Below are 15,403 nucleotides of genomic sequence, written 5' to 3'. Positions count from 1 at the left end.
GTGTTGGATTACTGCTTGGTGCGGTGCTCTTCATACAACGCTTGCAGATGTTCGAGAACGAAGTCTGCGAATTCCGGTGCCTGCCTGCGGTCGATGGAGATATCGACTCTCTGGTCAGTCTCGACGATTTTCGCCAGCTTTTGGCCGGTCATGCTCGAAAGCACACCGGTCTTCTTCGGTTCTGGTTTAGGCTTTAGAAACTCCAGAATGGATTTGAAGCGCTCTTCCGATGGAAGGTTGGCAACGTCCTCATCATTGAGATAGGCGCGTGCTGCGTCATTCACCTTGGAAGACGATAGCTGCTCGGCAAGATCCATCCAGTTGCGACGGCCGACGCCGGGGGCAGGGCCAATTGCATCGACGATATCATCGGGAATGCGACCGACAACCGAAAGCATATTCGACAGGTCGCCCTTGTAGAGGGACATCGCTGCCATGATCGTCTCACGCGAAAACCGCATTTGCAGCTTCTGTGCAAACCGTGCCTTTTCGATATAGCTCAGGTCACGGCGTTCGTTATTTTCTTGGCCCTGAGCAACGACGAGCTGCTCATCGGTGAGGTTACGGACAACCGCACGAACGGGAATGCCGATCTCAGCTACGGCGCGCAGACGGCGGTGACCGAATGCTACCTGATAGCGACCGGGATGTTCAGGGTGAGGGCGCACAAGGATAGGTACCTGCTGGCCCTGCTCTCTGATCGCCTCTATCAGACCGGCATCGGCTTCCAGAGAAGATGGCATGCGATCCGGAATGAAGGACGGATCAATGTCCTTCGCATCCAGCGAAACAATGGTGAGGCCCTCAGCCAGCTTGCGCTCAATCTCTTCAGCGCGCTTGGAACGTTCAGACACTTCGTTGAGTGACTGGCCAATCATGCCAACAGGCGAGTTGATCACATCGGTGACGAGTTCTGGCGAGCCAAGAATGGGGCGGATACGAGGACGCGCTCGCTCTGGCGAACCGTCAGACGCCTCCGTGCTCTTGCCACCGAGATTTGCAAAGATTTCTTTCCTGCTCATGCTGTTCTACCCCAGGCCTTTTTGATCAAGGCTTCTATTTCGCCGTTGACGTTCGTCATGGATTCCAGTGCCCGATCATAGGTCGACCGGGTAAACTGCGTCCGCTCTACTTCGAAGAGTGTCTGATTGGTTAGACCCGCATCGGATACCGCTGTCGTCTTCAACATTGGATGATTGAGCACATGCTCCCCGAAGATCGAACGCAGGAAGGCGACCATCTGGTTTTGTGGGCCGTCGCTTGGCTCAAACCGGGTGACGAGATAACGCATCCAGTGATAATCCGAACGAGCGCCTGCCCTTCCGATTTCTGCCAGAAGATCGCCCGTCATGGCGAGGAACTGGTTCATGGACATCACATCCAGCATCTGTGGATGGACGGTGACGAGAACAGATGTGGCAGCAGTCAGCGCTGACAGCGTGAGGTAGCCGAGCTGTGGCGGGCAATCGATGACGACGACATCATAGAAATTCTGCGCCTGTGCAATGGCCTGACCGATTCTGGCAAAAAACAAGGTGTCGCCGGGTGCACGCCGCATCAAGGCGCGTGGCGTATCATGCTCGAACTCCATCAGTTCAAGATTGCCCGGAATGATATGGAGGTCAGGAATATAGGTGCCGCGAACAATCTCAGCGATGGGGCGTTGTTCGCCGTCATAGCGGATCGCTCCATAAAGCGTTTCGTTCGGACCGACATCGAGTTCAGGCTGATGGCCGAACAGAGCCGAGAGACTGGCCTGTGGATCAAGATCGATGGCAAGCACGCGGTAGCCACGCAATGCGAGATATTGTGCAAGGTGGGCAGACGTGGTCGTCTTGCCGGATCCACCTTTAAAATTCATGACGGCGATAACCTGAAGGTCTTCGCCTTCACGACGATGGGGCAGGTACCGGCGGGTGCCTCGGGCACCCTGATCGAGAAACTTCCGGATCTCATGAATATCTTCGACAGAGTAACTGCGGCGCCCTCCGCTTTGCGAGGCGCTCAACTCCGGCTGCTCGGCAGCGATCTGGCGAAGGTAGGCTTCGCCGATGCCAATGAGCTTTGCCGTTTCTGATGGCGAGAAATTTCGCATGCTTTTTTCTGCAAGTGGTGCGAAGGTGTTTGCGTTGTGCGCTTGCAGCTGTGCCGACAGCGCGGCCGAATGCTGAAGGATAAGAGCCGTCAGGTCGGGCGCTTTCTCAGCAGATTTCATATCGGCGATTTGAGTCATTCGGCTTTTTCCACTTGCTAGATCAGTTGCGTTTTTTTCCGCTGAAATCGGTTTTTTCCGCAACTAGGATATAAGCGCCGATTCTCTTTTTCGCGCAATAGGCATTCGGAACGACTAAACATGAATCTTTTCAGCCGACTAACGACGGTTTTTCGGTTGAATTTGGAGAGGTGAGGGATTCAGCGATGGCCGTTGGCTCTCCTTTGTTATTGGTTAGCCGCGGCTAACCGATCCTTAGTGAGCCACGTCGGCCACGAGTTGCGCTCTTCCGATTGACGTCTGATATCATCAGTTTGCCGCGGCTAACTTTTGAACCACCTCTGGTTTCGATGGGATCGCAGAATTTTGGTGCACGCAACATCTGTCGTTGGAATGTGCAATCGAAGAGCGGCGCCTGTTGCGAGCTATTAGACATATCCCTCACGCAGAGCCTTCGCGGCTGGCGGCATCGAAGCAATCCTTAAGGACTGGCGATCACGGTTTCTCGCTACTCACTCCATGTCGAGTTCCGGTCAACGTCCTTTGAGTGCAGCCTTGGTCACATAGATAGCCTTCATTATTAGCGCCGGTCCATCCACGTAATGCTGCACCGGACCTAACCCTGCAGTTTCGCCTGTGCCTCAGTTGATGTTTGGTAGGCCGGAGTTCGTGATGTCCTCAGGCAAGCTTTTACTTTCGCGTTGGCGCTTTAGTAGTCTTTCTGACATGTAAGGATGTTTGCAGAAGACCGCTTGACAGGAGGTCTGTATTGCGAAATGAATGGGGTGCTAGCTCTAAAGCGGCACGCCGTAGATGCACAGCACTAGGCGAATTAGCCGACGACGCAGCGATAATAAAACCTCATAAATTGCCATACGAAGTATCGAAAGAGAAATGTCGATTAGCTTTGCTATGAGTGATTTTTACAAGCGAAATCAGGTCGCTAGGTTGAGCGCGATTTAAGTCTAACTGCTGCATATTTCGGTTGATCTAGGGGCGGACGCGCCGCGCTCAACTATCAGACCTCACGCGTTACCCGCCAACATTATTAGCGTGATATCAGTTCGTAGAAAAAAGGGGGCTTACGCCGTAGGTGGCGAGGTCTTGATGCGTTGGCGTGTGAGAGTGATAGGGAGGCGAGACCTACGATCGGTTTTCTTGGTGTTGCGCTAAGGGCGCTGAACCGCTTTGCTCGGCGCGATGAATGCGGGAGCCTATGCTTTGTCTGGCATGCCTGAGGCGGGGAGGGGGCAGGCCCGGTGGCGCTGTTGGCTAAGGCCGGGTTCCAGAGCGACCGGGTTGGCCGCTCTGGAGTTTTCAAACATCAGGCGGTGTGATGGATGACGTCGGTGATGATCGATACGATATCGTCGATCTGGCTCTCTTCGATAATCAGCGGAGGCGAGAGTGCGATAATGTCGCCGGTGACGCGCACGAGCAGGCCTCTCTTCAGGCACTCCACGAAAACATCATAAGCTCTGGTTCCAGGCGCACCGTCGCGGGTAGCGAGTTCGATGGCGCCGACGAGGCCAAGATTGCGAACGTCAACAACATGTGGCGCGCCCTTCAGGGAGTGAAGAGCATCCTGCCATGTTGTGGCAAGAGAGGCTGCTCGGGTCAGAAGGTTTTCGTCCTGATAAATTTCCAGCGTGGCGATGCCGGCGGCGCAGGCCACTGGATGGCCGGAATAGGTGTAGCCATGGAAAAGCTCGATCTGATTTTCCGGGCCGTGCATCAGTCCGTCGTAAACTGCACGCTTGGCAAAAACGGCTCCCATCGGAATTGCGCCGTTGGTAATGCCTTTCGCGGTGCAGACAAGATCGGGAACAACACCGAAATAATCCGTTGCAAAAGGTTTGCCGAGGCGACCGAAGCCGGTGATGACTTCATCGAAGATCAGAAGGATGCCGTGTTTATCGGCAATAGCGCGCAACCGCTGAAGATATCCCTCTGGTGGAAGGACGACGCCGGCTGAACCGGACAGGGGTTCGACGATGACGGCCGCAATGGTTTCTGCGCCGTGCAAGGCCACAAGACGCTCAAGGTCTTCAGCCAGTTCAATGCCATGCGCCGGAAGACCCTTGGAGAAGGCATTTCGATCCAGATCCAGCGTGTGGCGCATATGGTCCGCTGGGATTTGCGGGAAGACGCGGCGGTTGTTGACGAGGCCGCCAACGGAAATGCCGCCAAAACCAACGCCGTGATAGCCTTTTTCACGCCCGATGATCCGGCTGCGCGTTCCCTGCCCAATTGCGCGCTGATAGGCAATTGCGATTTTGAGCGCGGTATCGACAGATTCCGAGCCTGAGCCCGTGAAGAAGATTCGATCAAGCTGAGCGTCTGAGCCACCGGGGCCCATCGCGGCAAGCTTTTCGGCAAATTCAAACGCAATAGGATGACCCATCTGGAATGTGGGCGCGAAATCCAAAGTGGCGAGCTGACGTTCAACGGCTTGGCTAATGCGTCGGCGGCCATGACCGGCATTGACGCACCAGAGGCCGGCCGTTCCATCCAGAATTCTCTTCCCGTCGATATCGGTGTAATACATGCCTTCGGCACTGGCCAGAAGGCGCGGCGCGGCTTTGAACTGACGGTTTGCCGTGAACGGCATCCAGAAATTGGAGAGGTCAGGCGCGTTGGATTTGCTGTGGTCTTCCATTGGGGTCCCCATGTTGAAAGCACCACATTCCAGAACTTCGCATATCAGAACAAGTCCTTTTCTTGCATGTCTTAAGCCATTGATCTTTATGGCAGGTGATGCGAAGAATTGCGATATATCGAACACGTGCAATGAAAGATCCGAGATGGTCGTGGATATTGGCAACAGGTTGAGGCACTTGCGCTCTCTTCACAAGATGTCGCAGAGGGAACTGGCCAAGCGGGCCGGTGTCACCAACTCAACAATTTCCCTGATTGAATCGAATTCGACCAATCCATCGGTCGGGGCGTTGAAGCGCATCCTCGACGGCATTCCCATCGGTCTGGCCGAGTTCTTCGCGTTTGAGCCCGGCAAACCCAGCAAGGCTTTTTATGCTGCGGAAGAACTGGTCGAGATTGGCAAGGGGCCGATTTCCTATCGCCAGATCGGAGATAACCTGTTTGGCCGAAGCCTTCAGATTTTGAAAGAGTGCTACCAGCCGGGCGCGGGGACGGGGCGAGTGCCGCTGGTGCATGAGGGAGAGGAGGGCGGCATTGTTTTGTCTGGGCGGCTGGAAGTGACCATTGATGACGAGCGGCGAATCCTCGGTCCCGGTGACGCATATTATTTCGAAAGCCGCAGACCCCATTCCTTCAGGTGTGTCGGGCCGGTGCCGTGTGAAGTGATCAGCGCCTGCACACCGCCAAGTTTCTGATATCGGTAGCCGGGTAATTAAAATATTGTTTATGGGCGCTGGCTTGCGGCGCGCTGCGTCTCATTGATGAGCGCGGCGCAAATTGCGCCGAATGCCGTACGACATCTTCTGTCCATCCTGCGTGTGTTTCACATGATGTTCTTCGGAATACGGTATATTAACGGGTCGGCCCTAGTTTAACGGATGGTCCAATTTGGAACAGCTGTTTTGCTGATCGCAACGCAGCGATTGAACGTTCGAGAGCATGACGATGTCAGGAAACGGCCAAAAGCCAGGCAGCAAGAACATGGAATCGTAAAACGAAATGGCGATGAACGAGACCACGTCCTATGAGCCGCAATACCGCGAGCAGGCAGGTGAGCCCAATAATTTGCTCCGCCTTGCCGCATTGCTGTGGCGAAATGCCTTCTTTATCCTGCTGATCGGCATCCTGTGCGGGGCCCTTGCCTTCGGCGCGTCGCTACTGATCCCCAACTACTATGTCGCCACATCGCAGATCCTGCTTGACCCGGAAGGCTCTCGCGTTCTGGAAAGTGACCTGCCGGGCCAGCCAAGGGCTGTCGATTCCCACGTCCTCAACCAGCAATATATTATTACGTCGGCACAGGTCCTGTCGCGCATTGTAGAGAGTGAGAAGCTTTACGACGACCCGGACTTTGGCGCAGCCGCCCCCCGTTATCCTGACGAGGTCAGCCGCAGGAACCTCGCGCTTGATACGTTGCGTAAGGTGACTTCCGTCTCTGCCGTCGGCAAAAGCTTCATTGTTAATGTCTCTGTGAAGTCTGAGAGCCCGCAGCGGGCGGCCGATCTGGCAAACCTCATCGCGTCCACCTATTCACAGGTGCGGATGGAAATGAACAGCGACGTGCTCAAGCGCACCGGCGGCGGGTTATCGGCACAGCTGGATCAGCTTCGCACCGCTGTGGAAGATGGCGACCGCGCGGTTCAGGCCTACAGGGCAGAGCACAATCTGGCAGATATTCAGGGCAGACCCGATGTCGAGCAACGCATTGCTGACGCCAATACGGAAATTTCACGGTTACAGGCATCCGTTTCTGAAAACGAGGCTCTGGTCGCCGAACTCACACGCGCCAGAAACGACCGGCAATATTTGCGCTCCATTCCCGACACGTCTTTGACGCCTGCGATCATTTCGCTGCGCGCACGTTATCAGGAAAGCCGTGAAGAGGAGGCCGTTCAGGCAACGTCGCTCGGCGCCCAGCATCCGGCCTTGCAGGCGGCGCGTGCCCGCACACAATCGCTTGCCAATATCCTTGACGAGCAATTGCGCAATTTTGCTACGGCGACGTCGAGCAATCTGGCGCGGCTGAAGAACCAGTTGGCGCTGTCCACATCAAACGCCGATGCGCTGAAGACCAACCTGAACAGTGACGAGCAGACCATGGTGCGTCTGCGCGAATTGCAAAGAAAGCTGGAAAGCGACAGGGCGGTCTATGAAGCGTTCCTTTTGCGGACCAAGCAGCTATCGGAACAGCAGGGGACCTCGAACGAGAACCCGCAGATCATCTCCAGTGCGGAGCCACCTTTGCGCAAGGCCGGGCCTCCGCGCACCCTGATGCTTGCAGGCGGTGGTATTTTTGGTCTGATCCTGGGCGCAGGCATTCTCATTTTGCGCGATCAATTTCGTGGCCAGCCGCGCGAGTTGCGCATGGTCCGGACACCGGCAAATGCGCTTGGCTCAAGCAAAGAGACTGCACCGCCAGAGACAGCCTTGCTGCCAGCAGCAACGGAAAAACCTGTTGCAGCCGCCGCAACGCCCAAGCGGTCACGGCGCATGGTGCGCCAGCAGGAAGTCGAGGCGCTGAGTGCTGCTGACGATGAGGGGTTCGATGACCTCGCGCGTTTTGTTTCATCTGGCCTGACGCCTGCGGGCAAACATACGATACTGGTGGTATCGACGGGTCCAAAGAATCGGTCGCCCTACAGTGCTTTCAATCTGGCGGCTGAGGTTTCGCGGCTCGGGCAGCGCGTTCTTCTGTTGGATGCAGCCACCTATGATCCGCTGACAACCGCCATGCTTTTGCCAGACAGGGGCGAGGACACTGCGGCTTCGTCAGAATTCTACCATGTGGAAACACTTCCGCTCTTACGTTTTTCACCTGCGGGTGGGTTGAATGCGGGGGACACTCCGAAGGCTGTGGTGGATGAGGAAGGTGCTGCCTTTGATCTTATCGTCATTGATGGCGGTGTGGCGACAAAATCCCAGCTTGATGTCCCGACTCGTTCTGACGTCGATGAAGTCTTCCTCATGCAGCATGAAGACGATGCCGGCAGCGTCGTGATTGCGCTTGTGAGTTTGGAAGAGCGCGGCGTGGACAATATCAAGGTGGTGCGGATGACGCGCTCGGGCCTGCAATATTGAGAGCTGATTTTGGCTGAAAACAACAACAGGACAGCCATGCGCATCCCTTTCCTACAAGGTCGCTCCATCGGTGGGCTCAACGTTATTTTCAACATGGGGCTTCGTGGCTCCACGCTTGTCCTGCGTTTTGCGCTTTCCTTCTATATCGTCAAATTCATGGGCCTTGAGGCCGCCGGTATTTATGGGCTGGCGCTGGGTGTAGTGAATGCGGCACCGGCTGCTCTCGGCTGGGGCCTCAACTATTTCATTGCGCGGGATGTGAGCGGCAAAACATCGGGGATTGCCGGTGTCTATATGAAGACGCGTTTGCTGGTGACGGTGTCCTCGCTTGCGGCGATGACGGCAATCGCGCTTTTGGTTGCCTCTTTCATGGGCCACGCGGTCGTACCGCTCTATTTTCTCATTCTTCTTGTCGTCTGGCTGGAGACGATCTCCTGCGATATTCATGTGCCACTCATTGCACAGGAAATGTCCAGCCAGGCGAATGTGCTGTTTTTCCTGCGAACATCATCGTGGATATTGCCGGTTATCGGTCTCGGATTCCTGTTTGAGGGTTTCCGCAACATCGAAACCATCATGGTGGCGTGGAGCCTGGGTTACATCGTGATGTTCGTCGGCCTTGCTGCGTTTCTGCGGCAATGGCCGTTCCGGCGGATTTACCGCTCGCGCATGCGGTTGCGCTGGGTCAAAAAGCGCATGCGCAAGGCATGGCTGATCTATATCAGCGACATCAGCAATGTCGGACTTGTCTATGCCGACCGCTACATCGTCTCGCTTTTGCTCACGCTTTCGCTGACGGGCGTCTACACATTCTACTGGTCTCTGGCCAATGCCCTGCAGACGCTGATTTCAACTGCGGTGCTGCAGGTTGCCATCCCTGCCTTGTTCAAGGCTTACAATACCGGCTCCATGAAGGAATGGCGCTCGGTGATGATCTGGCAGTTCACCAAGACGGCCGCTGTCGCTTTTGGATTAGGCATTGCCATTTTCGTCAGCGGCAACATTCTCGTCCATCTCATGAACATGCCGGAACTGGGCGAGCATCAGGGCATGTTTGCGCTGTTGCTTTTAACCGCTGTCGTTCGCTCCTGCACGGACCTGATGGGTCTTGGCCTGAATAGTTTGCGCAAGGACGGCCATTATGCCTTCGTCAATCTCTCCAGCGTGCTTCTGTCGATCGGCATGAGTTTCGTCCTGATCAGCACCTTTGGCTTCATCGGCGCTGGCCTTTCCGCGTTTTTCACGGCTCTGGTCACTGCATCCATATCCAGTTCGTTGCTCTGGCGCGCTTCGAGATCATAAAGACAGACATTTCCGACGACTCATTTTCAGCAGGAAGGCGATTGAACTGATGGCATCCGATCAGCCCCAACATTCTCTGGGACGCCGCATTTTTAAGAAGCTTTACCACGCGGCCATTCATAGCTTGCCGATCAAGCAGGCGACGCAGCTGCAATATTATCGCTACCATAAGCTCTGGGCCAATCTCGATAACCCCAAGACCCTGAATGAGCACCTTGCTGCGCGCAAGATTGCATGGACTGGTCCGCACTCAGACCCGCGTCTCATTATGCTGAGCGACAAGATTGCCGTGAAAGATCATGTGGCACGGGTGCTGGGGCCGGAATGGGTTACGCCCACGCTCTGGCGTGGGAAAGACCTCAATGATTGCCCGCCGCTGCCATTTCCCTATGTGATCAAGGTCAATCATGGCTCGGATCGCAACATTTTCGTCTATGGGCCTGACGATCTGATCGGCGCGAAAGAACAATGCGATATCTGGCTTGCGGGGCGCACCGCCTGGCGCTTGGCGGAAGAATGGTACAACCACATCGACCCTGAAATCTTCATCGAACCCTTTATCGGTGATGATGGGCAGGCGCCGGTTGATTACAAACTGTTCTGCTTCGAGAACGACATTCCCTGCATTCAGATCGATACCGCACGCTTCACGGATCACCGCCGCTGCTTTTATGACGAGCGTTGGAAGAAGCTCGATTTCGGACATTATTATCCGCTCGAAACCGAGGAATTGCCGCGTCCACCCCATCTGGATCGGATTCTTGCTGCGGCCAGAACGCTGGCGCAGGGGTTCGAATTCGTTCGGATTGATTTCTACGACAAGCCGTCTGGCCCGTTGTTTGGCGAGATGACGTTTAGCCCCACATCCGGCTTCGGCGCGTTCAGGCCGCCATCGACCGATGCGTGGCTTGGGACGTTCTGGAAAGACCAGCCGAAAGGGCGCTTTCGCACCGGTGCGGAATGACCTTAGCTTTTGGCGGCTGCCGTTTTCTTCCACGGCAGCGGTGCATCGAGCAGGTATGACATCACGATGCCGCCCGTCAGCCATGCGACGACCACGTAGACATAGTAAAATCCGGGCGTGAAGACCGCGTTGAACAGAAACAGGAAGGCAATGTAGCCGCAGGCCACCTTCCGCAGGCCCAACCGGTTGGGCTGCAAATTGTCGTGGACCCACATTTGCAGCTTGCCGAAGTAAAAGCCAAACAGGGTCGCGATGAAAACGACGCCTGATATGCCGAAGTTGAGATAGGCTTCCCCAAACAAAGTCGGGCGGAGGCCAGCGTGAAACTGCGGATCCAGCCCCGCCAATGTGCTGGTGATGATGCCCATGCGGAAATCGTTTCGAAACTCGCTGATGAAGGACGGCACGAGCGCCATGTAGCCGGCGAGATAGGTCATGCCATGGTAGAAACGCCCGTCAAACCCGCTCAGAATCCAGGCATAATCGCGGAAATCGGAGAAGTTGTTGCCGAAGAAGATCTGAAAGGAAACGGTTTGCAGAATATCGACGCTGTTATCACCATCAGCTGTTGACCGCAAAATTCCGATGACGATGGCGACCGTTACAAATCCTGCGATGGAAAGGGTGAAGGCTGCGAGGTTCTTGTAGCGATAGGCAATGATGAGGCAGACCACGAAGATAAACAGCGTCTCAATGCTGGCGCCGCGTGTACCAATCATCAGGCCGAGGCCGCTGCACATCAATCCTGCGAACACAAAAAATCTGTTGTGGCCGAAACCATAGACCAGAAGACTGAGCGTTATCGTGGGCAGGATGACGGAATAGAGATTGATCGCAGGACGCAGCGAGGTGTTTTCAAACGAAAACTGCCGTCCTTCAAAGGGTCTGACACCCAGCGCGATCAGGCCCATGGTGGCAAAGATGATGACCACGAGCGAAATCCACACGCCGGGCTTTGTCTGCCAGAAGGCGTAGCCCTTCTCCACGAAGGTGAACATCGCGCTTTTTCCCGAGCTGAATGTTGCAAGCCCCATGCCCACCAGCACGAAGACGACGCCGAGAACAGAGAGGTAGAAGGCTTCGTTGATATAATCGCGGATGATGTAGATCGAATTGCCGACCGCTTCCATGTTTTGGTCCGAAGACGCGAAGGGCGACATGACCAGAATGGGCAGGACGTTGTAGCGAATCCAGAAATAGGATGAGAATGTCAGCACACCCCATTTGAAGAACGAGCTGACATAATAGAGCGTGAAAATCAGCCAGCCCAAAATGAAAATCAGCCAAGCGAGATGGGACATATCAAACCTTTTAGCCCACGCATGGTGCAGGATGCGGCAAGAAACCGGTGGAATGAGCGTCGCAGAAACCGGTTAAGAAGCTGTTAGCTATGTTCGACGCGGCGGGCCAAACGAGTGAGATGCCGTATGTCAGCGACCGGCAGCGGCCGCCAGAACCGTTTCCAGACGTGCGTAATATCCGGATTTCTCGGCTGTTCCTTTGAACCCGGCAAGCCCCTCAAAATGTTCGTTTCTTTTTTCCCACCATTGGGTCTGTCCCAATTCGAGTGCCTTTGACATAAGCTCAGCCAAGGCATCGGGCTTGTCCGGATCATAACTCCAGCCGGTCTGATGGTCGCGGATGATTTCGGTTGTGCCGCCACGCATGGTGCCGATGACGGGGATACCATAGACAGCCGCTTCGACCAGGATGCGGCTTTGCGGTTCATGCCAGCGGGATGGAACGATCATGGCGTCGGCAACGCGATAAACATCTTCAGGCCGCACGAACCCCTTGAATTCGATCGGCGCGCCCTGCGCCAGTTTTTTGAGACGTGCCACATCGCTTTCACGGCCTCTACCGGCGATAACAAGCCGCGCTCTGTCTCTGCCGGGCAAAGACTTGAATGCGCGGATAACATCATGCACGCCTTTTTCTTCCGCAAGGGCACCGAGATAGCCAAATGTGAAATCCGGCGCGTTCGGTTGTTCTCTGCCAACCAGCGTTGCGTCAAAGCTGTTTTCCGGCATGTTGGTGTTGTGCATCACATGCCAGTTGGCCTTGAGAAGCACCCCGTTGCGTATGAAGCTCTGGCGCAAGGCGTCGCTCACGGCAATCACCGTCATATTTTCGCCCGTTATCTCGCGCATCCGCCGGTTCAGGATCGAGCAATCGAAGCAAGGGCGCTCGCAATTGTCGCTGTTTCTGAACATGCTGGATCTGGGGCAGAGCAGGGCATAATCGCGCAGATGCAGACAGATCGGCACATTGGCCCTTTGCGCCGCATAAAATAGAGCGGGCTGCATATAGGCCGAATTTTGCGCATAGATCAGATCGAATTTCTCGCTGATCAGGAACTGCGTCAATTGGTCCGCACAGATTGCGCCCATGGCGGTGCGCAGATGCCAGCTTGCCTTGTGCAGCAAGCCAGCGGATGATTTTCGCGGCATCGGTAGATAGCTGTTGTTCCAGGGCAGGCGAACGACACGAATGCCGCCTTGCAGACGGGCTTCACCGGGCGGGGCGATGGCATCGCCTTCCTTGCCAAGGGCGAGTACGGTGACATCGTGCCGCTGGCCAAGCTCCATCGCGCCAAGGCGAGCGGAGATTTCCGCGCCGCCCTCTTCTTGTGGAGCAAAAATTTGCGATACGATGCAGATTTTCAAATCCGCTGACCTCTAGTCGCGATACCCGTGGTTACTGACATATTGGCAGTAATGGGTCACAACGATTGAGATATATTGAACAGCGCCGCCTCAGATTTTCTCTTTTCCTCGCCCAACACAATAAAATGATCAGCCGTTGTGTTCGGGAAACGTTTACCGCAATCATCAGTGGAGTGATGCGAATGCTTTTTCCCCGGCGATATTTTGTCTTGATTAAGAAAATTGCGCTTTAAGTCTCTGGGATAGGGCAGGACATCTTTGATCCGATGCCGTTGAAGAGGTGGATCATGAGGATTCTGCATGTTTTTGAGACCCTGCCGGGTGGACCTGCGACCTATTTTAACGAGATAGCCCCCAAGCAGATCAAAGCGCTGGGCGCTCATAATGTGCGGGCTCTTGTGCCCGATGACCACAGCAGCTTTCTCCGTGACATTCCGCAGGCCTGCGTGGCCACCTTCGCGCGACAAAGCCGGTCAACCGTTTTGCCGGGCCTGGCGCGCGCCGTGTGGAATGAGGTCAAGACATTTCAGCCTGACATCATTCACGCGCACTCCACGCTGGCAGGTGGCGTCGTGCGCCTGCTCACCTTATTACCGGGCAAATTTCCACCTGTCGTCTATTGTCCGCATGGCTGGGCATTTGAAATGGAAACGCCATTCTATATGCGCCACCCCGTTCGCTGGGCAGAGCGGCTTCTGTCACCTCTGGCAAAAGTGATCGTCGCCATTTCAGGCCATGAATATCGGCAGGGCATTGAAGCCGGTATTCCTGCCGCGCGAATGCAGGTGGTTGAAAACGGGATATCGACAAAAATTCCTGTCGCAACGCCAGTAGAATGGAGCGATGCGCGCATAAGAGTGCTGTTTATCGGCCGGCTGGACCGGCAAAAGGGTGTCGATATCCTGTTGAAAGCGGCTGCATCCCTGAAAGACAAGGCCGTGTTTCGGGTGATCGGGTCGCATGTCACGACCAAAAACGACCTCACCACCTCCATGCCGCCGAATGTCGAGTTTCTGGGCTGGAAATCTGCGGAAGACATCGCCGGTCATCTGGCCGTTTGCGACGTTGTCGCCATGCCATCGCGGTGGGAAGGTTTCGGACTTGTGGCTCTGGAGGCAATGCGCTCTCGAAAACCCGTCATCGCTTCGGCTGTCGGCGGGCTGCAAACCGTTGTCAGCCACGGTGAAACCGGGGTTCTTTTTCCGGCAGGTAACGATGAGGCACTGGCCGTCGCCATCCTGTCTCGCGACAAGGATGAGTGGGCGCAGATGGGCGAGGCTGGTCACGTCCGCTTTCTCGACCGTTACCGAAGCGAGCGTACCAACAGGGAGCTGATGGAGGTTTACCAGCGCATCATGGATGATTTGCCCGCTGAAAGACGCAGGATCGCATGACGACATTTATCAATGGTCGGTTCCTGACCCAAAAAACCAGCGGTGTACAGCGTTTCGCACGCGAGATCGTCAAGGCGCTCGATCGGCATCTGGCAAGCCAGAAAGCTTCCGAAGACTGGGTTTTGCTTGCGCCAGAGAATGCACCTCGCGATCTCGACCTTTCGGTTGTCAGGCAGCAAAACACTGGTGGGCTTTCCGGTCACATCTGGGAACAGACCCAGCTCTATGCCGCATCTCGGCGGGGACGTCTGATCAATCTGTGCAATAGCGGGCCTGTGCTGCATGGCAGAAGTCTCACCGTTATTCACGATGCCATGATATTTCGCACGCCCGAGAATTTCTCGCAGCCCTATCGGGCCGTGCACGGAACACTCGGACACGTTCTTTCCCGGCGCGGGCGTATCGCAACCGTTTCGGAATTTTCAAAACGGGAACTGGCGGAGACGATCGGCGCAAAAAAAGTCTCGGTCATTCCCAACAGCTGTGAACATCTGGCTTCTATCCAGCCTGATGAGACGGTGTTGAACCGCTTGGAGATCGTACCGAACACCTACCTCCTTTTTGTCGGGTCGCCGACACCGAACAAGAATATTCACCGTGCCGTTGAGGCCATCGGCAGCATGGGTGGCGAGGCACCTCAATTTGTGGTGGTCGGTGCCGCGGCATCGAGCGTTTTCAACGGGGATGCGCAGGATGCAAGCAACAGCCCCGGAACTGACCGCGTCATCTTTACTGGACGCCTGACCGATGAAGAAATTGTCGCACTCTACGCAAATGCCGCAGCACTGCTTTTTCCAAGCCTATATGAAGGGTTTGGCATTCCGCCGCTTGAAGCGATGCTTCTCGGATGCCCGGTCCTGTCATCCAGCATAGAGCCTGCCCAGGAAGTGTGCGGGCGCGCCGCATTGTATTTCGATCCGCACAACGCCCATGATATTGTGCGGGCGATAAGGGATCTGACAACGAATCCGCAATTGCGGAGTGACATGATTGCGCAGGGTCACCTGCGTGCCGCAGAGTTTTCCTGGGATCGGAGCGCAAACTCCCTTCTCAAAGCGATTTCAGGTCTTTGATGCTATGTTTACTCCTGCTGAAATAAAGTGGCATCCAATATCTTGGCGGTGATATC

The 15,403-nt window shown here is 55.4% G+C and carries 11 protein-coding genes; 6 read left to right on the top strand and 5 right to left on the bottom strand.

From position 1 onward, the window contains the following. Positions 1-8: 8 nt before the first annotated feature. The 3 genes from repB to RQI55_RS17915 form a co-directional block, all read right to left on the bottom strand. A complete protein-coding gene (gene repB, locus RQI55_RS17925; RefSeq protein ID WP_042616795.1) occupies positions 9-1,022 on the bottom strand; it encodes a plasmid partitioning protein RepB in 1,014 nt (337 codons plus the stop codon). After that, positions 1,019-2,233, bottom strand: coding sequence for a plasmid partitioning protein RepA (gene repA / locus RQI55_RS17920; protein ID WP_082249824.1), 1,215 nt, complete (start codon positions 2,231-2,233; stop codon positions 1,019-1,021). The genes repB and repA overlap by 4 nt, the downstream gene beginning before the upstream one ends. 1,303 nt (positions 2,234-3,536) lie before the next feature. Beyond that, positions 3,537-4,871 (bottom strand): aspartate aminotransferase family protein, encoded by a 1,335-nt coding sequence (locus RQI55_RS17915; protein WP_311273075.1) that lies wholly within the window; start codon positions 4,869-4,871, stop codon positions 3,537-3,539. Between the two features lie 145 nt (positions 4,872-5,016). Here RQI55_RS17915 and RQI55_RS17910 point away from each other — a divergent pair, with 145 nt between their 5' ends. The 4 genes from RQI55_RS17910 (at position 5,017) to RQI55_RS17895 (ending at position 10,214) form a co-directional block, all read left to right on the top strand. Beyond that, entirely contained in the window at positions 5,017-5,565 is a 549-nt protein-coding gene (locus tag RQI55_RS17910; protein ID WP_042616796.1) for a cupin domain-containing protein, read from the top strand. 310 nt (positions 5,566-5,875) lie between these two features. After that, a complete protein-coding gene (locus RQI55_RS17905) occupies positions 5,876-7,948 on the top strand; it encodes a GumC family protein (protein ID WP_162196013.1) in 2,073 nt (690 codons plus the stop codon). Between the two features lie 36 nt (positions 7,949-7,984). Then, positions 7,985-9,250, top strand: coding sequence for a lipopolysaccharide biosynthesis protein (locus tag RQI55_RS17900; RefSeq protein WP_155398750.1), 1,266 nt, complete (start codon positions 7,985-7,987; stop codon positions 9,248-9,250). A gap of 49 nt (positions 9,251-9,299) precedes the next feature. Then, positions 9,300-10,214 (top strand): ATP-grasp fold amidoligase family protein, encoded by a 915-nt coding sequence (locus RQI55_RS17895; RefSeq protein WP_052496767.1) that lies wholly within the window; start codon positions 9,300-9,302, stop codon positions 10,212-10,214. Positions 10,215-10,216: 2 nt separating this feature from the next. Here RQI55_RS17895 and RQI55_RS17890 read toward each other — a convergent pair whose 3' ends face one another. Then, entirely contained in the window at positions 10,217-11,515 is a 1,299-nt protein-coding gene (locus RQI55_RS17890) for an O-antigen polymerase (protein WP_311273074.1), read from the bottom strand. A 129-nt stretch (positions 11,516-11,644) separates the two neighbouring features. Further along, positions 11,645-12,880 carry a glycosyltransferase gene (locus tag RQI55_RS17885; RefSeq protein ID WP_311273073.1) on the bottom strand — a complete coding sequence of 412 codons (1,236 nt, stop codon included), beginning with the start codon at positions 12,878-12,880 and terminating at the stop codon, positions 11,645-11,647. A 287-nt stretch (positions 12,881-13,167) separates the two neighbouring features. Between RQI55_RS17885 and RQI55_RS17880 the strand changes: the two genes are divergently transcribed. Further along, positions 13,168-14,274: a glycosyltransferase family 4 protein gene (locus RQI55_RS17880; protein WP_042616801.1), complete on the top strand. Its 1,107-nt coding sequence runs from the start codon at positions 13,168-13,170 to the stop codon at positions 14,272-14,274. Then, on the top strand, positions 14,271-15,347 hold the full coding sequence (locus RQI55_RS17875) for a glycosyltransferase family 1 protein (protein WP_042616802.1): 1,077 nt from the start codon (positions 14,271-14,273) through the stop codon (positions 15,345-15,347). Before RQI55_RS17880 ends, RQI55_RS17875 begins: the two co-directional genes overlap by 4 nt. Positions 15,348-15,403: the final 56 nt, after the last annotated feature.

It is taken from the genome of Rhizobium sp. WCS2018Hpa-16 (assembly GCF_031843705.1).
GTDB lineage: Bacteria > Pseudomonadota > Alphaproteobacteria > Rhizobiales > Rhizobiaceae > Agrobacterium > Agrobacterium tumefaciens_C.
The sequence above is the reverse complement of the archived record's forward strand: the minus strand, read 5'-3'. Positions and strand labels throughout refer to the sequence as shown.